21 protein-coding genes and 3 pseudogenes are annotated in these 20,927 nt (G+C 68.4%); 14 read left to right on the plus strand and 10 right to left on the minus strand.

Going from position 1 to position 20,927, the window contains the following annotated elements; genetic code table 11:
- Positions 1–237: 237 nt before the first annotated feature.
- From ACWGDB_RS36445 to ACWGDB_RS36460, 4 genes are all read right to left on the minus strand, one after another.
- Positions 238–987 carry an HD domain-containing protein gene (locus ACWGDB_RS36445; protein WP_453826386.1) on the minus strand — a complete coding sequence of 250 codons (750 nt, stop codon included), beginning with the start codon at positions 985–987 and terminating at the stop codon, positions 238–240.
- 86 nt (positions 988–1,073) lie between these two features.
- The gene (locus tag ACWGDB_RS36450; protein WP_453826387.1) at positions 1,074–1,418 is read right to left on the minus strand and encodes a PadR family transcriptional regulator; all 345 of its coding nucleotides are present in this window, start codon (positions 1,416–1,418) and stop codon (positions 1,074–1,076) included.
- A gap of 702 nt (positions 1,419–2,120) precedes the next feature.
- Positions 2,121–2,639 carry a hypothetical protein gene (locus tag ACWGDB_RS36455; RefSeq protein ID WP_453826388.1) on the minus strand — a complete coding sequence of 173 codons (519 nt, stop codon included), beginning with the start codon at positions 2,637–2,639 and terminating at the stop codon, positions 2,121–2,123.
- Positions 2,640–2,914: 275 nt separating this feature from the next.
- Positions 2,915–4,045 (minus strand): alpha/beta fold hydrolase, encoded by a 1,131-nt coding sequence (locus ACWGDB_RS36460; protein WP_453826389.1) that lies wholly within the window; start codon positions 4,043–4,045, stop codon positions 2,915–2,917.
- An 84-nt stretch (positions 4,046–4,129) separates the two neighbouring features.
- On the opposite strand from ACWGDB_RS36460, the gene ACWGDB_RS36465 reads away from it, so the two are divergent.
- From ACWGDB_RS36465 to ACWGDB_RS36475, 3 genes are all read left to right on the plus strand, one after another.
- On the plus strand, positions 4,130–5,110 hold the full coding sequence (locus tag ACWGDB_RS36465) for an ArsR family transcriptional regulator (protein ID WP_453826390.1): 981 nt from the start codon (positions 4,130–4,132) through the stop codon (positions 5,108–5,110).
- A gap of 204 nt (positions 5,111–5,314) precedes the next feature.
- On the plus strand, positions 5,315–6,790 hold the full coding sequence (locus tag ACWGDB_RS36470) for an ISL3 family transposase (protein WP_453826438.1): 1,476 nt from the start codon (positions 5,315–5,317) through the stop codon (positions 6,788–6,790).
- The gene (locus ACWGDB_RS36475) at positions 6,712–6,921 is read left to right on the plus strand and encodes a transposase (protein ID WP_262375397.1); all 210 of its coding nucleotides are present in this window, start codon (positions 6,712–6,714) and stop codon (positions 6,919–6,921) included. Before ACWGDB_RS36470 ends, ACWGDB_RS36475 begins: the two co-directional genes overlap by 79 nt.
- Before the next feature lie 45 nt (positions 6,922–6,966).
- On the opposite strand, the gene ACWGDB_RS36480 is transcribed toward ACWGDB_RS36475, so the two are convergent.
- The gene (locus tag ACWGDB_RS36480; protein WP_453826391.1) at positions 6,967–7,515 is read right to left on the minus strand and encodes a DUF4262 domain-containing protein; all 549 of its coding nucleotides are present in this window, start codon (positions 7,513–7,515) and stop codon (positions 6,967–6,969) included.
- 268 nt (positions 7,516–7,783) lie between these two features.
- On the opposite strand from ACWGDB_RS36480, the pseudogene ACWGDB_RS36485 reads away from it, so the two are divergent.
- Positions 7,784–7,893 (plus strand): annotated as a pseudogene (locus ACWGDB_RS36485) (IS21-like element helper ATPase IstB); the annotation flags it as partial.
- A 78-nt stretch (positions 7,894–7,971) separates the two neighbouring features.
- Here the strand turns inward: ACWGDB_RS36485 and ACWGDB_RS36490 are convergent.
- Both ACWGDB_RS36490 and ACWGDB_RS36495 read right to left on the minus strand, forming a co-directional pair.
- On the minus strand, positions 7,972–8,523 hold the full coding sequence (locus ACWGDB_RS36490) for a hypothetical protein (RefSeq protein ID WP_453826443.1): 552 nt from the start codon (positions 8,521–8,523) through the stop codon (positions 7,972–7,974).
- Between the two features lie 188 nt (positions 8,524–8,711).
- Entirely contained in the window at positions 8,712–9,542 is an 831-nt protein-coding gene (locus ACWGDB_RS36495; RefSeq protein WP_453826439.1) for a hypothetical protein, read from the minus strand.
- An 89-nt stretch (positions 9,543–9,631) separates the two neighbouring features.
- Here ACWGDB_RS36495 and ACWGDB_RS36500 point away from each other — a divergent pair, with 89 nt between their 5' ends.
- The 3 genes from ACWGDB_RS36500 (at position 9,632) to ACWGDB_RS36510 (ending at position 12,004) form a co-directional block, all read left to right on the plus strand.
- On the plus strand, positions 9,632–10,231 hold the full coding sequence (locus tag ACWGDB_RS36500; RefSeq protein ID WP_453826440.1) for a transposase: 600 nt from the start codon (positions 9,632–9,634) through the stop codon (positions 10,229–10,231).
- A gap of 188 nt (positions 10,232–10,419) precedes the next feature.
- The gene (locus ACWGDB_RS36505; protein ID WP_453826392.1) at positions 10,420–10,512 is read left to right on the plus strand and encodes a DUF6233 domain-containing protein; all 93 of its coding nucleotides are present in this window, start codon (positions 10,420–10,422) and stop codon (positions 10,510–10,512) included.
- Between the two features lie 37 nt (positions 10,513–10,549).
- Entirely contained in the window at positions 10,550–12,004 is a 1,455-nt protein-coding gene (locus ACWGDB_RS36510) for a hypothetical protein (protein ID WP_453826393.1), read from the plus strand.
- A gap of 74 nt (positions 12,005–12,078) precedes the next feature.
- Here the strand turns inward: ACWGDB_RS36510 and ACWGDB_RS36515 are convergent, their stop codons facing one another.
- Positions 12,079–13,035, minus strand: a complete 957-nt coding sequence (locus tag ACWGDB_RS36515) for a hypothetical protein (RefSeq protein ID WP_453826394.1) — start codon at positions 13,033–13,035, stop codon at positions 12,079–12,081.
- 210 nt (positions 13,036–13,245) lie between these two features.
- Here ACWGDB_RS36515 and ACWGDB_RS36520 point away from each other — a divergent pair, with 210 nt between their 5' ends.
- Positions 13,246–13,440 (plus strand): Tn3 family transposase, encoded by a 195-nt coding sequence (locus ACWGDB_RS36520; protein ID WP_453826395.1) that lies wholly within the window; start codon positions 13,246–13,248, stop codon positions 13,438–13,440.
- Positions 13,441–13,701: 261 nt separating this feature from the next.
- On the opposite strand, the gene ACWGDB_RS36525 is transcribed toward ACWGDB_RS36520, so the two are convergent.
- Positions 13,702–13,953, minus strand: coding sequence for a hypothetical protein (locus ACWGDB_RS36525; protein WP_453826396.1), 252 nt, complete (start codon positions 13,951–13,953; stop codon positions 13,702–13,704).
- Positions 13,954–14,189: 236 nt separating this feature from the next.
- Between ACWGDB_RS36525 and ACWGDB_RS36530 the strand changes: the two genes are divergently transcribed.
- The 4 genes and pseudogenes from ACWGDB_RS36530 to ACWGDB_RS36545 all read left to right on the plus strand — a co-directional run bounded on the left by ACWGDB_RS36530 (position 14,190) and on the right by ACWGDB_RS36545 (position 17,851).
- Positions 14,190–14,720 carry a hypothetical protein gene (locus tag ACWGDB_RS36530; RefSeq protein ID WP_453826397.1) on the plus strand — a complete coding sequence of 177 codons (531 nt, stop codon included), beginning with the start codon at positions 14,190–14,192 and terminating at the stop codon, positions 14,718–14,720.
- Between the two features lie 89 nt (positions 14,721–14,809).
- Positions 14,810–17,353, plus strand: a pseudogene (locus ACWGDB_RS36535) (ATP/GTP-binding protein).
- A 91-nt stretch (positions 17,354–17,444) separates the two neighbouring features.
- Complete coding sequence (locus ACWGDB_RS36540) at positions 17,445–17,612, plus strand: hypothetical protein (RefSeq protein ID WP_453826398.1); 168 nt, start codon at positions 17,445–17,447, stop codon at positions 17,610–17,612.
- 65 nt (positions 17,613–17,677) lie between these two features.
- Positions 17,678–17,851 (plus strand): hypothetical protein, encoded by a 174-nt coding sequence (locus ACWGDB_RS36545; RefSeq protein ID WP_453826399.1) that lies wholly within the window; start codon positions 17,678–17,680, stop codon positions 17,849–17,851.
- Positions 17,852–17,956: 105 nt separating this feature from the next.
- Here the strand turns inward: ACWGDB_RS36545 and ACWGDB_RS36550 are convergent, their stop codons facing one another.
- On the minus strand, positions 17,957–18,622 hold the full coding sequence (locus ACWGDB_RS36550; protein WP_453826400.1) for a TetR/AcrR family transcriptional regulator: 666 nt from the start codon (positions 18,620–18,622) through the stop codon (positions 17,957–17,959).
- A gap of 130 nt (positions 18,623–18,752) precedes the next feature.
- Here ACWGDB_RS36550 and ACWGDB_RS36555 point away from each other — a divergent pair, with 130 nt between their 5' ends.
- Both ACWGDB_RS36555 and ACWGDB_RS36560 read left to right on the plus strand, forming a co-directional pair.
- Positions 18,753–19,775, plus strand: a complete 1,023-nt coding sequence (locus ACWGDB_RS36555; protein ID WP_453826401.1) for an NAD(P)-dependent alcohol dehydrogenase — start codon at positions 18,753–18,755, stop codon at positions 19,773–19,775.
- Between the two features lie 703 nt (positions 19,776–20,478).
- Positions 20,479–20,763 (plus strand): annotated as a pseudogene (locus ACWGDB_RS36560) (ATP-binding protein); the annotation flags it as partial.
- Positions 20,764–20,927: the final 164 nt, after the last annotated feature.

Consider the following 20,927-nt stretch of genomic DNA (forward strand, 5'->3'; position numbering starts at 1 on the left):
CATGGGACGGCACCGGCTCTGGCCTGATGGGAGCGTCTGCGGGGATGCGCCATGCCTGGATCAGCTGGCCCAGTCGGCGGGCCGGCGTCTCACTGGGGATGAACAGGACCACCGCGACCAGGACAAGGGCGCCCACAGTGAGAGCTCCGGTCATCCAGGCGGACATGCCTCCCCGTGCCATAGCGGTCGCGAAAGCGGCCAACGCACCCAGCACACCGCCGATCCGGGCCTCGATGCTCACCATCGCCGTTCCCGGAAGGCCGGTCGGCGCAGCGTCCACGACAGCCTGGGTGTGCTGAGCAGGACTCGCAGAGTGAAGCGCGTGCGGGTCCCGCGAGCAGGGAGGGTGGCGATTTCGGCATGCCATTCCTCGCGCCAGCGTGCACGCGTCGGGGTGGGCAGCAGCAGGGTGACCACGGTGAGCGTGCGTGTGGCGATCGCGGCGGTGGATGTGGGCTGCAGGACGGCCGAGGAGAGTTTGTGCAGTTCTCGGCTCACGTCGGTCAGCCCTGCCGCACGGGCCAACGGTGCGATGACGTCGAGGGTTTCACGGGCGACGCGATAGCGCCTGGTCGGGGCGACGAACGCGATGGTGCGCATGTTGTGCAGCCGGTCGGCAAGGCGGATGGCCAGCACGGCCTCCTCGCGTGTCGGCTGGAGCGCCATCGGCTTTGCTGTATCGAAGTGGAGGGCACTGAGTGGGATCGCGTCGAGTTTGGCGGTGCGGACAGCCGAGATCAGATCGGCTATCTCCTGCCCGAAGTGCTCCGTCACACGGCCCGGCGGGCAGGGACTGTCATCGATGTCATGAAGCAGTGCCGCGCAGATCACGGCTGCTGGCATGCCGACGTCAGCGACGATACCGGCGACGGCGAGGCAGTGAGCGAGGAACGGGTCGCCGCTGCGGCGGGTTTGGCCTGCGTGCCAGACGGCAGCCTCATCGTGAGCGTGCTGGATGAGCGAGGTATCGGCGTCCGGGTGGTGCATACGCACGACGGCCAGAACGCCGTCCAGGGACGGGGGGGCGGAGCGGCGATTGCTCGGTCGGGGCGCTAACCGGCGCCGCGCGGCCGTCACGACACTCCCCCATCACTGACCGGGCGGGCGGCCCACCCTGGGAGGGGTTGTTTGCGGGCGCGGTAGGCGTGTGCGAGGGCGTCGCGGGCGTGCTCGGCGCCGTCTTTGGTGATCTGGTAGAAGCGGCGGCGTGGGCGGCCGGCTTCCTCGTGGACGGCGGGGTCTTCCCAGGTGCTGTCCACCCAGCCGACTTGTTCCAGGCGGGCGAGGATCGGATAGATCGTGCCCGACGGCAGTCCCGCCAGTTCGCACAGCTCGAGGCCGTAGCGTTCTTTGGCGGGGTCTTCCAGCAAGGCCCGCAGGACCAGTTGGGTCTGCAGGGTCATACGCGGACTACCCATACTCGTACTCTATATAGCCTATATACGGGGTGTCTAGAGTTCGTCGCTGGCAGTGAGCCGACTTCTCCCCTGCGGTCACAGCAGCTCCACGTCCGCACTGAGCAGCCGAGCCGGCGTCAGGGGGCGGCCCTCACCAGGGCGCATGATGGAGGGCCGCCCAGACCCTGCCATCCTGTCGGAGCAGGGCGCTACGACGTTAGGGCGTTTCACCCCGCAGTTGCGCCCGACGCGACGATCTTGCACGGGAATGCAGCCACGCGGCTGACGTCCCGCAGAGTTGCACGTTCGCTCGGGATCCTGGAGTGAGTCCCCCGGGCTGGGTGATCACTGTAGGCGACGGTGCTGCGAGTGCACCGGACTGTTCGTTCCCGCGGGCCCGACGGCGTTGCCGCACGGTGGATGCCACAAGCGCTCACCGTTGAGCTCTTGGAGCTGGGACGCGGCGTGCCAGCACTGCCTCTCGCGGGTTCATATACAGCCCCTGGCGAGGATCCGCGTTCACGCGGTGGTGCGAGCCCGGGGCAGTTGCCGGGCCCGCACCACCCCGGTGTCAGCTCGGGCGCGGGACCGCAATCTTGGCTGCGAGAGCGAACCCGGAACCAGCAATCGTCACGGCAGTCCCGAGAGCCTCGAGTTCGCCCGGCATCACTAGGGTCCGTCCGGCCAGGTATGCGCCCAATCGGAGGCGACCGGGGCCGCCTCCTAGCGGCCGATCGTGCTCAAGTCGGCGGGGGCGGGCGGCACCGAGCGGCCTGCGGCGTGATCGTGGAGGCGCCGGGTCAGTTCCGGCAGGTCGGAGGCCGGGAAGCTCACCTGCAGCAGTTGCAGGCGGAACTGCGACGGGATCTCTTCTTTGAATATCGCTGCGTCCATCGGCTTGACTTTCACGTCCCACGCGCCGGGGGCAGCCCAGTGCGTCATCCGCACGTAGAACGCGTCGCGCGGGCCGGCGTTCGCCACGGCGGAGAGGAAAGCGAGTCCGCTGTCGATGGGAAAGTCGATGAGCATCCAGCCACGTCGAGAGTCAACCCAATCCGCCATGTGCGGCAGCTTCTGTGGCCAGTCCGCGTTGCTCTCGGCGAGCTCCTGGCAGCAGGTAAAGGTGTCGAACCCGCACTCCCAGATCGCCTGGATCGTGGGTGCGAGCTGTTCGTCGATCTGAGCGTGGCGGCGGCCCCACCGGACGAGGACGGTGGGGTGCGTACCTTCGTAAGACGTCATCGCAGGAGCATAGAAGTGGCATGACATCAATGCATCGGCGCCTCCCGGGTGGCTTTGTTCACTTCAAACGACGACGTTTGTGCACGGGTTTGGGAGGCAGCCGATGGCTGGCTGGGCCGTGTATGTTCACGAAAAATGACGTCGCTGACGGGAGGGGCGTCTCCTGCGAGCGCGGCGGATCCTCGTGTGCAGGACTGCCAGGAACACTTGGATCTACCGGCTGACCGCAGCCATTCGTAGGCTGAGGTACCCGGGAGAGCAGTTGTAGTGCCCGCTCACCTCGGCAGGTGGCGGGTGAAGAACGACCGTACGAGGTCGCGAACGGCGGGCACTGTGATGCGCGGATCGGCCCGGCCGATCATGGCGGCGCGCCCCGCAGCGGTCGTCAAGCCGGCCTGCTGGAGCTGGGCGGCGATGGCCGCGTAGTCGGTGAAGACCCAGTGGTTGGTGTTGTTGAGCTGCCGCCGGACGACCGGGCCCCCGTGGGCGAGAAGCGCCGTCCAGGAGTAGTCCAGGCGGGCGTTGCGGAAGCCGTCGGTACCGGCCAGGAGCAGCGGCCGGCCCGTGCCCTGCCGGGCCACCGGGAGGAGTTCGCCGTCCATCTGGTCGAGATACCCCTCCAGGTTGACGGCGGCGGTGAACCGCCGATCCTCGTGGAGCGCCTGCGCTACCGCCGTGCCGCCTGCGGAATGGCCGTAGGCGCCGACCCGGTCGAGGCCGAGTGCGTCGAGGACGAAGCGGAGGTCGGCGACCCGGGTTTCGATCATGGTGCGGAAGGTTGCCGCGTCGGGTGGGCCGATCAGTACGGTTTCCCGGACCCGTCTGCGACCGGGCCGCTCGTCGGGGAACTCCACCTCGCTCGCGTCTCCGGGGTGGTCGACGGTGATCACCGTCCAGCCGTGCGAGGCAAGGTCGACCGCGAGGGAGCTGCCCATCACGCGGGCGTCGCCGCCGCCTGGACTGTAGAGCAGCACGGGGCGCCGGCCGGGCAGGGGCTGGGCGCCGGCCCGGGCGTGGGTGAGGGTGGCCGCCCAGTCGACCCCCGTCTGCGGCAGCGGCTCGTGGATCCAGTGGGCGAGGTCGGCGAAGGAGTTGGCGGCGCCCAGGGTCATCTGCGCGAGGTACGGGAAGCCGTGGCCGGGGACAGCCGGGCGCAGGACGGTGACCATGAGTTCGCGTGCGCCGATCCCGGGATCCCAGGGGTCGGCGCGGGACGGGTCGACGAGGTAGAGGGTGCTGGCTCCGACGGGGTAGGGCCCGCCGGGGGCCGGCAGGCGCAGTCGCACAAGTGGGGCCACGCCGCGGACGGCGGCGGAGACCGGAGCGGTGCCGAGCAGCAGGGCGGCGGCGCCGGCGAGGGCGCCCTTGGCGATAAGACGGCGGCCGGGAGTGAAGGAGGAGGTCATGGACGGCATCCTGGGGGCGGGCGCTGGGTCGGGGCGAAGCTTGCGGCTGGGGCCGAAAAGCTGGCACGGGGCAGGGAGATGTGCATGATCCGGATCCACTTCACGGCGGACGACTTCGCCCGGGTGCGGTTCGCGCCGTGGCCCTCGCCCGTGCCTGAGCTGCACGCGGCCCTGATGATGCTGGGCGCCGCGGACGAGTCGCTGCTGTTCGGGCGCTGGCGGAGCAGGCTGCTGCGGAGCTTGCCCAGGGCGGTCGAGCCGCTCGCGGACCTGGTGCCGGGCGGGGTGGCCCCCGCTTTCCTCGACGTTCTGGGCGACACGATGGACGAGGGGGTCGCGCTGATCAGGGCGGCTCGTGCCGACTTCGTGCGGGCCGGAATCGAGCAGGCGTACGCGCGACGTCTGGCTCCGCCGTGGATTCGCGCCCTGCATAGTGGGGACGCTGGTGCCTGGCGGACGCTTGGACGGGCACAGCGGGCGGCGTACGAGACGGTTCTCGCGCCGGTGTGGCCGCAGGTCCAGCACCTACACCGGGCGGAGTTCACCCGACATGCCCTAACCGTCGCCGAACAGGGCCTCGGCGCCGCCCTGGCCGGCCTTGCCCCGGGGTCACGGCTGCGTGACGCGGTCTGGGAGTGGCCCCTGCAGGGCGGCGCCCAGGGCGTGCGGGAGGTCCCACTCGGCGGACGCGGGCTGATCCTGAGGCCGACCTTTCACTGGCGGAGCGGCCCGCTCATCCAGGACCTGCCAGACCATCCCGTGGCGTTCGCCTACCCGGCAAGACGGACACTGCCGCCCCTCCCAGACGGGAGCCACGCACCGGACGAGCGCCTCGCCGCAGTCCTCGGGCGCACGCGGCTCGCCCTGTTGCACTCCCTGGACGAAGCCCGCACGACCACAGGGCTGGCGCGCCATATCGGCGTCAGCACCGCTACCGCCTCCGCCCATGCCTCGGCCTTGCGCGCCGCCGGTCTGCTGACCACCACCCGCACGGGCCGCTCGGTACACCATGAGCGGACGGCCTTGGCGGAGCTGCTGCTGGCCAGCGGCGCGGTCGACGGCTGAAACACCTCGAGCCGTCCGGCAAGCCCCTCAGTGCCTTCAAAACTCGGTTCTGGCACAGACCTTGGGGAGCGGACGCAGAGCGTCACCTTGCGTTCGGTTGTGATGGAGCAGGTTCCGTGAGACCGCGTACGCCTACCCGCCTGGCAGCCGAGAATGACGCTCCATCAAATCCTTGGTTGTCCCTGCCGCGGTCGTTCCTTGACGGTGATCGTGCTGGTCATGCAGACCGACGCACCGTTCTGGGACTCGCTGGTGTTCGACGGGATCGACGATGTGGATGTCGAGGGGGTTACGGCCGCGTTCGGCAGGGTCGAGGCGGCGGCGAGAGGCCGCACTGCCGGCTCTGCATGCCCAGACTGCGGCCGCTTCTCGGACCGAGTTCACGACCGATACCAGCGCAGGCTGAAGGACCTTCCGCTCGCTGAACAGGGCTTCGTTATCCGGCTGACGGTCCGGCGCTTCATCTGCGGAGCGGCGGACTGCCAGCGCCCGACGTTCGCCGAGCCGTTCGCACGGCTGGCCACCCCGAACGCATGGTTTACCACACGGCTCAACCACGCCCTGGAGCGCGTGGGGCTCGCGCTGGCCGGGCGGGCCGGCGCCCGGCTGGCGGCCCAGCTGGGCTTCGGCGCGGGACGGATGACTTTGTTACGGAGGGTCATGGCATTGCCCGATCCACGGTTCAGCACGCCGCGTGTGCTGGGCGTGGACGACTTCGCGATCCGTCGCGGCCAGACCTACTCCACCGTCTTGAACAGCGTCGAAGACCATCGTGTGGTCGATGTGCTCCCGACGCGTGAAGCCGGGCCGCTGGCCGCGTGGCTGGCCCGCCACCCCGGCGTGGAGATCATCTGTCGGCACCGGGCAGGCGCATACGCCGAGGGCGCCCGGATCGGTGCCCCGGACGCTCTGCAGGTCGCTGACCGGTTCCATCTGTGGCAGGGCCTCGGCCGAGCAGTGGAGACCTGCGTCGCCGCCCATCGCGACTGCCTGCGCAACCCGTCGCCCAGCGGCATGCTCCCGGAGGCCACCCGACTGGCTTCCGGTCGACCGCAGGACGACTCGGTGCCCGTCGGCCGGCGGGCCGAGCGGAAGAAGGCAGCACACGCACTGGTCCACGAGCTCCTCGCGCAAGGCCACTCACCACGGGCGATCGCCCGGCACCTGGGCTGGGGTCTCAACACCGTGCTCCGCTACGCGAACGCCGCACGCTGGCAGGACACCATCCGCGACAACCGGCCCCGTCCCAGCAGGCTGGACCCCTACAAGCCTTACTTGGAGCGGCGATTCGCCGAGGGATGCACCAGCGTCACCCGACCGCACAGCGAGCTGATTGCCAAGCACGCGACTGTCACCTACGGAATGGTGCGCGCACACATCGCAACGTTACGCGGGGCTCCGTCCGACGCCCCGCCGCGTCCGCCGACGGTGCGGCAGTTGACCGGCGGGCTCACCCGCCACCCCACCGCGCTGAGCGAGGACGACCGCGCCAGCCTGAAGGAGGTCCTGGCCCGTTGCCCCGAACTGGACAAGGCCGCCGGACACATCCGCGACTTTGGCGAGATACTCACAGGCCGTCTCGGCTCCACACTCCCACCTGGATCGATGCTGTCGACGCCAGCCAGCTACCCGGCCTCACCGGCTTCGCGCTCCACCTGCTCCGAGATCTCGACGCCGTGACAGCAGGGCTCACGCTCGACTGGAGCTCCGGCAGCATCGAGGGCGCCGTCAACCGCATCAAGAAGATCAAGAGACAGCTTTACGGCCGAGCGGGATTCGAACTACTCCGCAAAATGATCTTGCTCCAGTAGCCCCTGCCGACAGTGTTGCTCCGTCGCTGGCCGGCACGTTCGAGGTCAGAGCTCGGTCGTCCAGATCCCGACAGGGTGCTCACCCGGTGCCAGCCACAACTGAGGCTGCGACTCCCGATGCCTCTCCTCGGCCTGCTCTTCCCAGTGAAAGCGGTCATCTACATCGGGCCACGCGACTTGCAGCACAGGGAAAGGAGGCCGCCGGTAGAACCCGATGGCCTGCCCGAAGAAGGTCCGGTACCAGCGGAGATCGACCTGCCTGAGCGCGACCTGGTGGCCGTCGACAACGTCAGGATGCTTCTGGCCGTCAGCCAGTACAGCACCCGCGGCGGACTTCGCTCCGAGCCCGTTGAGAATGCGGTGCATGACGTGGATATCGAGCCCGGACATGGCGAGCTCGGGTGCGCCGTAAGTGTGTGACAGGCCGATCGTGTAGGCGAATCCAGGACCGATCTCGTCCTCGGGAACCATCACGACGTGCCATCCATGCTGCTGCACATTCTCGATGATCGTCAGATCCACGCGGTCCGCTTCATCCCGGTCACCGTAGTCATGGCAGAGGACGCAGCGGCACTGGAACGGATCATCAATCATGCGCGGAGGCTACGAGGTGACGGTTTACGTCAGGCAGCCGGGGTTCGTGACCACCCTTCCATCGAACGACATCGTCACCCTCCGCGACGGCTCCCCAAGATCTGTACCAGAACCCACAACCCATGAGCAGAGTCAACGGCACAGCCCTCGCGCTGTCTCAGGCTCCGGTTCTCTTGGCGCGGGCGGCCAGAGCGTCGCGCAGGATGCTGTCGGGCGTTCATCCCGACTGCGTCGGGGATACAACGAAGCGCCTCATGGCGCACGCTTGACCAAGACCTTCACCGACCCCCTTGCCTCTTCGCTGCCAACGTCGACCGCCTCACCTTCAACGGCACCATCATCGAGACCGGCACCGACTCCTACCGCCTCGCCAGCACCCGAGCCCGAGCCGAGGAACCAGTCAAGACCAGCTGGCCTCCGCCGATCCCACCCCGCCCGCCCACGACTCAAGCGAAGTCAGCAGTCGAGGGCACGCAGGTCGTCGTCGCACAGGCCGGTTCGGCAGCACACGGGCAGCCAATCGGCCGCGATATCCCGAACACGCTGCAGGCGAGCCCTGTCGGGCTCCAGCACCGTGAGGATCTCGAATGCGGCACTAACGGTACCGGGGGACCGATTCGACATCACCTCTTCATAGAGCAGCCCGAGACCTTGCAGGGCAAGGCCCCGGCACAGTTCCGGGAGGTCGAGTCCCCGCCGAGCGGACGCCCCGTCCGTGCCCTCGCCTGCCACCAAGCACTGCATGATGTCGAGGAACCACTCTCGGGCCGCCGGTGCAACATCGTCCGCGAGGACTGCCAGAGCGACGGATGTCACTGCAGGAGCCGGCCCCCACAGAACCGCTGGAGACCAGACGTGCTCTTCGAGGCTGACGTGGCTCGGTTCCTGCACAGATCCCCTACCCGCGAGCTGCAGCAGATCCCGGGCCAGGTGTTCTGCCGAACCGCCGCACCCACACAGCATGCTCTGCCAGTCATGCCGGGCGATCTCCATCTCGACAAGTCGCATAGCCCCCACACCCTAGACGGTGCTCGCGATGATGAGGCTCGTTGAATTCCCCACCCGGTGCTCACGGGATCCCAAGACCTGCTCCCGTTGTCTCCCCATCCGCGGCTCGCTGACCCGCGGACGTGCTTGGTGCTTCATTGGCTCGGGTGTGCGCTGTTGTCAGCCCGGACGTGATTGTCGGCGCTGGTTCAGGTACCGCTCGGCCGGGCGGACCGGGGCCGGGCACGCAAGGCAGGCAGTCGGGCGCAGTCTTCCGCTCCGGCCAGGCCATCGCCCAGGGCCAGGAGGGAGAGGATCCGCACTGGCCGGCCGACCGTAGCAGCTGCCTCCAGTTTGTGGTGGCCGTCGAGCAGGAAATGGGTCAGACCCCAGTGCTGGTAATGGTCGATCGGCATCCCGACGGTGGGTTCGCACAGATCGAGCGTGGAGATCGCCACCGCCGTGGGGACTGTCCCCTGCCCCATGAGCGTCACGTACTCCTCGACCCGCTCCCTGTCGTTCCACGTCGGGGGAACCATGGGCACGACGAACTCGTAGAGGTGAGCGTCCGCGTCCACGACGGTCTCGAAGGTTCGGTAGTAAGGGGTGTGAGGGTACTCCGGGAGGCCCCAGAACTGATCGATCCCCCACGTCGTGACCTGCTCGCCGCTGAAGTAGTCGCCTTCCTTGCCGGGAACGACCAGCTGGGGTTCCACACTCAGGAGCAGTGGAAGGTACTCGCCCCGCGGCAGCAACGTGCCGAACGCATCGATCACTCCACCGTCGTCCGGATCATCCAGCGCACCGGTGAGCTGTTCCTGCATGCCCTCCAGGGACAACTTCTCCCTGGCGGACTCCAGCCGGCGGAACAGGAACGGACACGTTCCGCAGTAGAAGCTGAGCTCGAAGGCAGGCTCGTCGTCGACCATGAGCAAGCGGCGCCGCGGCCCGCCGCCGATCTCCTGCAATTCCGTGTCGAAGCGCAACCGCGCCTCGGGGGCAGGGAGACCGAGGCTACGTGGGTCGCTCGATTTGATCATCACAGACCGACCGTACGGGACGCTGTGGATCGGCTCCACCGACGACCGAGCGCATATCTGGGCGCATACACAGCACGTATCAGCGAGCCCTGAATGAAAGGCCGTTGGGGCAGCGCCGGGTCATAGTGCGGCTGCGGGTCCGCCGGTACTTCTGTGACCGGAAGAACTGTTCCCGCAAAACGTTCGTCGAGCACGTGCTGGGCCTGTCCGAGCGGCACCGCCGCTCCAGCACCGGGCTGACAGGCTGGCTGCGGTCGACCGCGGTGGAGCTGGGCGGCCGTCCGGCCGCGCGACTGTGCCGCCGACTGCGGCTGGTTGCGGGCCGGACCCGGCTGCTCAGGCTGTTGACCGCGCCGACGGTGCCGGACCGTGCGCCGCAGGTGCTGAGGGTCGACGAGTTCGCCTTCCGCAAGGGCTGCACCTACGGCACCGTGCTGGTCGACGTCGCGGCCGGCCGGGTCGTGGACGTGCTGCCCGACCGCACCTCGGGGACGTTCGCGGCCCGGCTCACGGAGCATCCCGGTGCGGAGATCATCTGCCGGGACCGGGCCACTGCCTACACCAAGGCGGTCAGGGAAGCCGCCCCTCCGGCCCTGGAAGTTGCCGATCGCTGGCACCTGTTGCAGAACCTGTCCGCCGCAGTGGAGAAGACCAGGACGCACCTACGGGCCGCCAACAGGCACAGGTAGCTGCCTGCGTGGCATCAGCATCTGACATCAACAGCCACATACACGCCGCGCAGCCGAGCGGCAACGCGGACTGCAGGGCCGCCCGCCTGCGCCGGACTGGCTGATCGAGCAGAGCCTCAGCCGACACGTGGCGCCCGCATACGGGCACGTCGGTGGCTACCACATCGAGGGAGAGCGGTCGAAAAGGCGTGACGCGGGAGCAGACACTGCGGGCGCTGGCGGATCGGGTGGATCCGTGTCCGCACTGCCGTCCGGACACGGTGCTCGGTTTCGTGGACTAGCCATCCTGCAGACCCTGCGCGCCGATCGTCGTGGTGCTTGAAGGAGTCGCTCGTCCTGGCTTTCACGGCGAGCGGTGCGGTGAAGCGGAAAGCCACGCAGAAGCGCACCTGTGGCAAGCAGGACGCTGACGGCCGCCAACTGTGCATCGAGCTGCCCCCTCCCACCAAGGAGTCCAAGGCCCGCGCGAACAAGCGCGCCGAGGCGGTACGCAAGGCCGAGGAGGCCAAAGCCCGAAAGGCCGGGAAGTCTCCAGCAGAAGCAGCCGCGGCAGCAAGGGTGGCACCTGCGGTCGAGCTGGTCGACTGGTGCTGGGACAAGCCGGTGGGCAAGGACTACATGAACCGCACCGACGCATGCCTGAAGAACATCGGATCTGCGACGCTGATCTTCGTCGACCCTAGGCGGGACGTGACGATCGGCACCGCCGAGCTCGACTTCGAACAGCGGATCAAGGCGTACCCGAACAAGGGCTCGTCCGGGTCGAATTTCGCGGAGTTCGACCAGGCGATCGCGATCATGCCGGTCTCGATCGACCAGGCGCTGGAAGGCGTCACGATGAAGTGGAACGCCGGGACGACGTGCCAGTCGTGTGTGACGTCGAACGTGAAGTGGACGGACGGGCAGAACAACAACGCCGGCTCGAGCGCGTACTGGGACGTGGACGGCACCAGTGCGCCGTACGGCGACCGGTGGGGCCGGGTGACGACGCAGTGGAACGGCTCAGCCAAGGAGACCATCGATCTGGGCTGGTCGGTGACCGCCAACGTTGACGCCAGCGACACCGCGGCCGACACGGCCAACTTCGGAACGTCTGGGATCGACGAGGTGCGGGAGCTTTCGCCTCGCTGCGACGACTTCGTCGCGGGTTCGGCTCCGGGCTGTGTGCTGCCGTACTTCAAGACGACTTGGACTCTGGACACCAACCTGTACCCGGCCGCCGGGGCGTACTACTGGTACATGCAGCAGGTGATGCCCGATCACGCTGGCTCCAAGCGCTGGGACTCCCTGATGCACTACCTGGGTCCGGACACCACGGTCAAGAACAGCAACGGCGAACCGTGGACGCCGGACAACAGCCGTAACACGGTGTGCGACACCACCTGGAGCGTGCACAAGACCGACGCGTCCGTAGGGACAGTCGACTGCGACGAGTACGCGATGGCCTCGACCCACGAATCCGGCGGCTACCCGAAGAGCGTCAACAAGGTGACGTCGGGTAGCAAGTGCGCCCAGTTGTTCACCGACAAGATGGGCGACGGCTCGGCAAACTTCGGCCTCCTCGCGGATACCCGCACGGCGACGAACGGTCCGAGCGGTACGGAGCGGTGCGGGCGAGCCGGCATCCCCTTCGAACAGAACCGGAGGGCGTTCAGCGGGTTCCCGGCCCCGACCTGGCGGATGCTGGACGGCGACGGATTCTTCCTCACCATGCCCGGATACGAGCACTGCACGTCGACCACGACGACCTGCACATGGCGCAAGATCGGCTGACCCTGGCCTGAGCGACACTACGTGAAGCAGGAAGGGGGCCGGCCCGCAGGCCGGCTCCCTTCTCGTCTCCGTGGTCAGTCGGCCAAGGGCCGCCACCGGTCCTTCTGCGCGGCATCCAGCCTGCTGCGCCACACCAGGGCGTTACCGACCAGGCCGGGCTTGTCCCGCGTGGCCAGCGCCGGGGCCTCGAGCATGTCGGCAGCTTCCTCGAGGTAAGTGACCAGGGTGTCGAGTTGTTCGCCGAGCCCCGCCTTGTATCGGGTCCAGCGGCCCAGGTAGCCGGTTGCGGCATCCAGGAACAGCCCCGAGGTGCTGTCAGCCGCGCCATGCGCGATGACCGGAATCCAGGTCGGCTTCCACAGTGTGATCCGCTCGTCCTCGACGCGGTCCGCGTTGAGGACGTCCTCCTGGGCCTGGGAGCCCATCTGCAGCTGGTAGACCGAAGCCACCTCGTCCAAGGTCATCAGAGCCTCACTGCGCGGGAGGCACCCCCAGCCCCAGCCGTTAACCCCGTCGTCGCCCGCGGTCAGCGACCACAGAACACGCAGCTCGACGGGTATCCGGATACCGAGGTCCTCCTCCAGGGCGGCGATGGCCGCAGGGCTCGTACCTGCGCGCAACGCAGCGTAGGAATCAGGGGCGTTGTGCTGCAGCCAGCCGGCGATCCGCCCCCAGGCATCAGCCACCTCCCGTACGGTGACCGCGTCGGTGGCAGGACCGGCAACCTCCTCCTGCTCCCAGTCCGCCTGCTCCTCGTCCCCTCCGTCCGCGGCAGGCTCAGCTGCCGAAACCCGGTTCACGGACCGGATCTCGATCCGGTCCCCCTCACGGATGTAGCCGACGGCGAGGTCGCGACAGTCCTCGAACAGATCGCCGTCGACCCTCACGGTGAGGATGCCAGGAGTCCCCGAGGGTCGGCCCATGTCCAGGTCATCCGCCAGCTGGCCGGCCAGGACCCTCAGGGCGTAGGGCACTCCGGCCCCGAGCTGAGTGGCGACCTCTCGTACGTCCGCAGGTATCTCGACGTTCACAGCCTGCCGCTCCTCGTTGGTCGGATGGAGGACGGGCCCTCACACAGTAGGACTCCGACGCTCAGCCACGGGCGCTCTGGGCCAACTGCCGTGCCCGCTGCAGGTACTGGCGACGGCGGCTCCGGAGCCCCCACGCCCGGCTGGCCGGCCATCGGCGACTCACTGACCTGGCCGATCCGCTGGGACCTGATCGAGTAGCAGTACGACCAGATGGTCAAGTACGCCACCGCGCTCCGGCTCGGGACGGCGGAGGCCGAGCAGGTCCTGCGGCGCTTCACCCGCGGCGGCACCGAGCACCCCACCTACCGGGCCCTCGAAGATCTCGGCCGCGCGGTTCGTACCGTCTTCGCCTGCGACTACCTTGCCAGCCGCGGTCTGCGCTGGGAGATCCATGGCGGGATTTAGCTTGCGTTCTAACTTCTGCCTCGATCAGTTCTTCGCTGGTCGAGGCAGACAAGAGAGCTCGCACGGAGCTGAGCGCCAGCTCTCAATCTTCATGCGACACACCGAGGTCGTGGCGCATAGCAGTTCTCATAGTCCGGAGCATCTCCCAGACCTCGTACTGGGCCTGGGCCGCGGTCTCCATCGTTTCGCCTGGTTCGGGGGCACCGCGTTCGAGGAGCGCTTGACGTGGCCGTAGACCTTGTCAGGGCTTGGTGACGACACTCACTCGCCTGAGTATGTCTCCGGGGCGATCATCTGTGCTTCGGAGTATCGATCGCGGTGCGCATTCTTCGCCTCCTCGAGTGCGTCGCTGTCGGCCTCCTCCACGCCGCGTTCCCTCAGCAAGGCCGGGTTCTCCACGCCGAACGCCTCAGCACGGCGCTGACCACCCGCATCACCGACCCGGAGATCCGCTCCCTGCCCACGATCGGCACTGTCGACCAGTTCATCGACAGTACCGACGTCCTCAGCCATCCGGATCTGACACGCGCCGCCACCCAGGCAACTGTGTGCTCTCCACCTGAGAACTCCGTGTCAAAGCAATAGGTGGAGGGAGCGAAGTGGCCCGGCAACCGACGACATCAATCTCTCCGCGGCGCGAGAGCCGAGACCCCACGTCGGCAGAAAGCGACAGATCACCCGGACGAAGTCCAGACAAGAAGCGTGGACTGCACTTCGAAGCCCCAGGTCACGTCGCCACCGAACGACAAATGAGTCCGGAACCTACACCACGCTCACCCCGGCTGCTGCTCATCAGCACTGCCGTCCTCGCCATCGTGCACGCCCTCCTCGGCGTGCCACGCAGTAACGGGCCAACGGCCCCGCCGGCGACGACCGCGCACGCGGCCACTCACCCGGCATCTGCACGAGCGCCACCGCCTCACAGGGCCGCCCTGGAGTCCGTCCCCTCGACGACGGCCGCGGCATCGACACCGTCAGCCCTCACGTCCGCTCTGCCGTTGCACGGCGAGGGCACGGCCGGCGACCCGGCGATCCAGCAGAACCTGGAGGACGCGTGGCCCGCCGACCTTCCCACCGGCGACGAGCCGGAGTTGCTTAGCACCGGTCGTGCGCTGCTGCGTGCGGACGCCACCGGAGTTGGCCGCGCGAAGTGGCCAGCGGTTTTCCCTGGCCCGGACCACGCGGTAGCCCCGGCGTTCGCCACCGCTCACTTCCGTATCCAGGCCGCGATCGCCCGCCGTGACGGCAGTGCGAACAAGGCGGTGGTCCATCTGGTGTGAGCTGGCATGGACCGCGGCGGCACCTTCACCGACCTGCGCATCACCGACTTGCACTTCACCCGCACCACCCCGAAAAAGGGAGCGTCCACGTGGACTCCGCAGCCCCGTACCTGACCGCTCGGGCCGATGACACGGCCGCTGGACAAGTACGCGGCCTCGTCCCGGGCATCGTTCACACCGCCGACTGGGTGCTCACCTACTGGTGGGTGGTAGCCCTTGCCGCCATCGCCGTCTGGGCGGCGGGCGAGACGGTGATGCGTTTTCTGGCACGGAAGGCTGCAGCCGAGTGGATGGCGCTGGAGTTGGCGCCTACGGGGCACTTCGATCCCGGTCCGGAGGAGATCTTCCGCCGAGGTGTGCAGCTCGCCCGGGCCTCGACCTCCATGCCGTGGTGGGCCCCGCGCCAGCGCCCAACGCCTGCTGTCCATCACACCGTTCGGTCCCGACGTCATCGTCAGCAAGGCCCGGCCGATCCTCGACAAGCCCCGCAACCAGGTGGTGCGGGCCGAGTTCATCCTGCGCGGCAAACCAACAGCACCCCTGCGTGACGTCCCGCTCAACCCCGACCCGCTCCAGCCGCTCATCGACGCCATCTCGGACTTGCGCGCCGAACTCGGCGATCTCGCCGAGATACACCTCGACATCCAACGCGCACCCAAATGGGCGCTGCGGGCACGCCGTATCCAGCTGATGACGGAGGCGCGCCGTGCGGAGCGGCGCGAAGCCCAGCGGGCCGCACGCTGGATGCGGCAAGACGCCGCCGGCAACGAGGACTCATGGACCTGGCAGCTGCAACAGCTGGTCGCAGGCAAGCAAGGCGGCGGCGCTGGGCGGCGGCTGGTCATGCCACCCGTCCCCGGCCGCGTGGATCCGACCGAGGCGCTGGGCAAGTTGGCGGAGGATGACCACCTGGTGCGGGTGCAGCTGCTGGTGATGTGCGCCTCCCAACACCTCAGGCCGCGCCGAGGCCCGCCTCGCCCAACTCCAGGCCGCGCTCGATGTGTTCGGCGGCCGCTCCCGCTGGGCGATGCGCGGCTGGAACCTCGGCCCCTGGCGCATCGGGGCGGACCGCTGGCCCAGCCGGCGCGGCTTCGAACGCCGCTGGAAACTGGGACACTGCCAGCCACCCCGGGCGAACTGGGTCCGACTGGAGGAACTGACCGGACTGCTCAACCGCCCACCGTGCACTGCCGCCTACCGCTACTCGCCTCAGACCTGCCGACCTTCCAACGCGCAGACCCCTCGCTGTTGCTGCAAGGGATCTACCGCACCCCGGACGGCCGCCGCCTGGTCGCCACCTACGCCACCGAGACCCTGTTCGAAGTCGGCGTCGGCAAGGCGGGCGGCGGCAAAACCGAACGGGCTCTCGCCCAAGCCATCGGATGGGCCCACGCCGGCGGCGGGCACATGTTCGTCGACCCGCACCGCGACTCCTGGCCACGCGCCCTGCCCTTCCTAGCCCACGACCGCCTGATGCAGCGCATCGCCCTCATCGACCTCAACCCAAGCGGGCCCGCCCCACAGCTCAGCTGCTGGAACCCGATCGGCATGCACCAAGGCCAGACGGCCCACGAGGTCGTCAAAGCGACCGCCGACGCCTACGCGTCCGTACTCGGCTGGGACGACACCACCGCACCCCGCGCACTGACCATCCTCACCGCATGCCTGGCGGTGCTCGTGGCCGTCAACGACGCCGCCTGCCAGGCCGGACGGCCCGACGACCAGGCCACCATCTTCCACATACGCCCGCTCCTCACCGACCCCGCCTTCCGTTCGGCGGCGCTCACCGCCATCGAGGGGCGCCTGGACGCAGAGACCCGCGCATGGTGGCAGACCGTGTTCCCGACGCTGCCCACCGACGCGTTCTCCGTCATTCTCAACCCGATCGCCCGCCTCGCCGCCAACCCCGTCACCCGCGCCTCCTCGGCCAAGGGCCCGGCGTCTACAACATCCGCGCCGCGATGGACTCACGGATGATCGTTTGGGTGTGCCCGGGCGGCAACGGACCCACCGACCGGCTCATTACCGCACTCCTCGCCCGCGACTTGCTGCGCGCCGTGCGCTCAAGGCGGGACACCCCGCAAGATCAACGCGTGCCGTTCCGCCCCTACTTCGACGAACTGATCACCCTCACAGAGCCCCCCGAAACCATCGCCGCCATGTTCGAGGACTTCCGCAAATACAAGGTCCACATCCACGGTATGACCCAGCTACTGGCCCGCCTCCCCGCCCCGGTTCGGCTGTCGCTGGTGCAGAATGCCTCCACTCTTGCCTCGACTGCAGGCTCGCAGTCCGCGGTCTCCCCGATCACCGCAGAGTGGGGCGAGAGTCCGAGCGCGGATGTCGTCGCCGCCCTGGACCGGTTCGAGCACTACATGTCGATGACCGTCGAAGGCCGCCGCGTCGGCCCCGTCCGAATCACTGGCCCCCATCTGGACGACGTTTTCGCCGACTACGCCCGCCCGGGCCAGGCCAGGGCGCTGGAACACGCCGCGCGGGCCACGGCCGGCAGCGCCCCGCTGAACCAGCTCACCGAGCGCGCCGCCCAACAGCTCGCTCGCGTGCATGACTTCCTCGCCCAGAACATCACCACCGCCATGCCGACCGTCCGCGGGAACAAGGGATACCAGTGACCAACACCTTCAAGACCGTGCCATCCAGGCATACGCCGAGCCCGGCGGAGCCGATGCCGCATCGCTCCTTACCGCAAACGCCCAGCACCGCATGGCGACCACCCAACAACTCCACCAACTGCTACGGCCCGACGCCGCGCGGCAGACCGTCTCCGCACCGCTCAACAAGCTGCGCCGCAACGGCCTGGCCGACCACGTCGTACTGCCCAAGCCCAACCGCACCCGCGCCTGGTACCTGACCAGCGATATGCGCGCCTGAACCGCGACTTCCCCGCCCTGCCCGGCCGACCCCCGTACCCGACCACCTCGGCCACCCCTGCCTCGTTGAAAACGCCGCATACCCTGACCGTAATCCGCACCCACCTCGCCTTCGTCACCGACGCCCGCCGCCGCGGTCACGAGCACGCTCCCCTGGACTGGACACCGGAGATCTCCGCCCCCTTCAGTGACGGCGAGAGGATGCGCGCCGCACCACTTGAGGAGCGTCGCGTGCGCTGATCCCCCTCACCGCGTCCGGACGACGAAGCGCGTCGGCGCGCACGCGCGGGGTGGCCCGCAGCCCCATTCAAACCGGCGAACCTACGCGGGCACGACGCTAGCTCGTCAGCCCGCCATCTGCCGGAGGCCGTCGAGGATGAGGTCCAGTCCGAATTCGAACTCGTCGCTGTAGGCGTATCCGGGACGCATGACGTGAGCAGTCGCGATCTCGGCCAGGTGCGGGTACTCGCCGTCGCCGAAACCGCTCATGATGGACTCCGCCAGTTCGGCGGTCTCCTGCGGGGTGTCGAAGGGCAGGGCCTTCTCCTGCAGGGCGAACCCGTAGATGTAGCTGTCGAGAACCGAGACGGCATGGGCAGTCAGGGTGAGGGAGAACCCGCCCTGACGCAGGCAGCCGAGAACGGCATCGTGGTGACGCAGGGTGGCCGGGCCCGGCGTGGAACGTGACTCCATCAGCCCGATTGCCCAGCGGTGGCGGGACAGCACGAGGCGCATGGAGATGGCCCGCTGCCGCATCGCCTGTCGCCAGTTGTCACTCGGCGTGGGCAGTTCGACCTCGCCGAATACCAGGTCAACCATGCCGTCGAGCAGGTCCTCCTTGTTGGCCACGTGGTTGTACAGAGACATCGCCTCGACTCCGACGGCCTCGCCGAGCTTGCGCATGGTCAGCGTCTCCAGGCCGCCGGTGTCGGCGAGTTCGACGGCGGCATGCAGCACCCGCTGCCGGGTGAGCGTCTCGCGGGTCGGCTGCGGGGGGGTTCGTCGGGTCACGGGGGATGGTCACTTCCTCTCGTGGTCTTCCAGCATTGACGAGCTTACGCCGTAAGTGCTGTACTTACACCGTAAGCACTTACGTCGTAAGTGCAGCGGTATCGGAACCCGGAGCAGGGACGATGCGGACATGAGCGAGCCGATCGCGACCACCGGTGGAACCCAGACGATGGCGGCCGTGATGCAGGAGCACTACGGCGCCGAGCCGGAGGCCGTGCTGCGCACGGCGCGGCTCGCCCGGCCCAGCATCGGGCCGGGCCAGGTGTTGGTGCGGGTGCGCGCCTCCAGCGTGGACCGGGGCACCTGGCACATGATGGCCGGTCTGCCGTACGCGGTGCGGCCCGTGAGCGGGCTGCGCAGGCCGAAGCTCCCCAACCCCGGCCGCAACATCGCCGGTCTCGTCGAGGCGGTCGGCTCCGACGTGACCGGCTTCGCGCCCGGCGACGAGGTCTACGGCACGGCAGTCGCCGCATTCGCCGAATACGCCGCCGCCCGTCCCGACAGGATCGCTCCCAAGCCGACCGCACTCACCTTCGAGGAGGCGGCGACGGTACCGGTCAGCGCACTCACCGCACTCCAGGCGGTCCGCGACAAGGGCATGGTCCAGGAAGACCAGCACGTCCTGATCACAGGAGCCGCCGGCGGCGTGGGCACCTTCGCCGTCCAACTCGCCCACGCCTTCGATGCCCGGGTCACGGCCGTCGCGAGCACTCCCAAGCTCGACGCCGTACGGGCACTGGGCGCCGACCACGTGATCGACTACGCCAGCGAGGACTTCCTCGCCGGCCCGCGACGCTACGACGCCATCATCGACATCGCAGGCAACCGCAGTCTGCGGGATCTGCGCCGCGCCCTCACGCCCCACGGCAGGCTGGTCATCACCGGCGGCGAGACGAACGGCCCCTGGCTCGGCGGCACAGACCGGCAACTGCGCGCACAGATACTGTCCCCCTTCACCGGACAGCACCTGGGTACCTTCATTTCCTCCGAGCACTCCGATGGGCTACGCGACCTGACCGCCCTCATCGACGCGGGCACACTCAGCCCTGTAGTGGACAGCGTCTACCCGCTCGCTGAGACCGCCGCAGCCGTCCGACACCTTCTCGACGGCCGCGTCACGGGCAAGCTGGCGCTCACCCTGCCCGGCGAGTGACGCCGAAGACCGACGCCGACAACACGCCACCCACCAGCAGCTCCTGGGCATCGCCACGCCTGGCGACCGACCGCCCCGCAAACCCGACAGCGACAAAGCACCCCAAAACGGCCACCGAGCGCAGAGCAGCCAACTGAAGTGCACACTGGCTTCCCCATACGACGTCAAGCTGCGTCGGGGTCGGAGTTCGGTGATCACTCGAACCAGACCACAAGTCGCACGTGTTCTGGTCCAGCAACTCGGCATCGCCGATTGCCGAAAGCTGCTCGACTACGATCTTTGCGGATCTTAGTAGCTACGCCTTTCGCTTGGACTTCGCGTACAGGGCCCATTTGGAGATACGGCATCGCGCGGCTTCCGTCTGCGACGCCGAGGCGCACTCGTTGCTCGGCGATGAGGTCGGCCGAAGCCGACGAGGTCGCGGCTCCGGTTGTCCCTGCGAAGCCGGACCGGATGAACGTGACCTCGCTGACCGAACGGCGGCTGGCCCAGCTGCCGCCCGACACCCGGCCGCTGCCCCCCCCCTGTCGCGGCCTACGACCAGCTGCTGCGAGCCCGGCAGCCGGCCGACCGCCCCGCCATCCAGGGAGAGATGCCGTGACACTCAAACGCCACCGCGGGCTGACCGAATAGGCCGCGACCGCAGCCGTCGACCAGGTATGCCGCATGCTCCGGCTGCCCACCCCGCGCCCTGTTCCCCAAACTGGCCGAAGCCGCCGCCCGCGACCAGATGTCCTATCGCGGTTTCCTCGCCGAACTGCTGATGGCCGAGTGCGACGACCGGGCCCGCCGTCGCTCAGAACGCAGGATCAAGGCGGCGCAGTTCCCTCGGGAGAAGTCGCTGCGGACCTTTAACTTCGAGGCCGACGGGAACATCGACGCTGCGGTCGTCCACATCCTGGCGACCTGCGCATGGGTGAAGAGGGGTCTGCCGCTCTGCCTGATCGGCGATTCGGGCGCCGGCGAGTCCCGCCTCCTGATCGCGCTGGGCACCGAGGCCAGCGTCTGCCTGCGAAGGCCGCCATCTGGGCCGCCTTCACCGCGGTTCAGCTGTCGTCATCTGGGCACTCCTACTTGTCGGCGCACTCCTGTCGCCGTACGTGCATGGTGCGTCACGCCGCGCTCCAAGTGGCCGATCGTGGCGCGGCGACG

This window comes from Streptomyces sp. NPDC055013, from assembly GCF_053608645.1.

Coding starts and splice junctions, on each gene's coding strand:
- ACWGDB_RS36445 (WP_453826386.1), bottom strand. CDS start 987: ATGCACCACCCGGACGCCGATACCTCGCTCATCCAGCACGCTCACGAT.
- ACWGDB_RS36450 (WP_453826387.1), bottom strand. CDS start 1,418: ATGGGTAGTCCGCGTATGACCCTGCAGACCCAACTGGTCCTGCGGGCC.
- ACWGDB_RS36455 (WP_453826388.1), bottom strand. CDS start 2,639: ATGACGTCTTACGAAGGTACGCACCCCACCGTCCTCGTCCGGTGGGGC.
- ACWGDB_RS36460 (WP_453826389.1), bottom strand. CDS start 4,045: ATGACCTCCTCCTTCACTCCCGGCCGCCGTCTTATCGCCAAGGGCGCC.
- ACWGDB_RS36465 (WP_453826390.1), top strand. CDS start 4,130: ATGATCCGGATCCACTTCACGGCGGACGACTTCGCCCGGGTGCGGTTC.
- ACWGDB_RS36480 (WP_453826391.1), bottom strand. CDS start 7,515: ATGATTGATGATCCGTTCCAGTGCCGCTGCGTCCTCTGCCATGACTAC.
- ACWGDB_RS36490 (WP_453826443.1), bottom strand. CDS start 8,523: ATGCGACTTGTCGAGATGGAGATCGCCCGGCATGACTGGCAGAGCATG.
- ACWGDB_RS36495 (WP_453826439.1), bottom strand. CDS start 9,542: ATGATCAAATCGAGCGACCCACGTAGCCTCGGTCTCCCTGCCCCCGAG.
- ACWGDB_RS36520 (WP_453826395.1), top strand. CDS start 13,246: ATGGTCAAGTACGCCACCGCGCTCCGGCTCGGGACGGCGGAGGCCGAG.
- ACWGDB_RS36525 (WP_453826396.1), bottom strand. CDS start 13,953: ATGGCTGAGGACGTCGGTACTGTCGATGAACTGGTCGACAGTGCCGAT.
- ACWGDB_RS36530 (WP_453826397.1), top strand. CDS start 14,190: ATGAGTCCGGAACCTACACCACGCTCACCCCGGCTGCTGCTCATCAGC.
- ACWGDB_RS36540 (WP_453826398.1), top strand. CDS start 17,445: ATGGCGACCACCCAACAACTCCACCAACTGCTACGGCCCGACGCCGCG.
- ACWGDB_RS36555 (WP_453826401.1), top strand. CDS start 18,753: ATGAGCGAGCCGATCGCGACCACCGGTGGAACCCAGACGATGGCGGCC.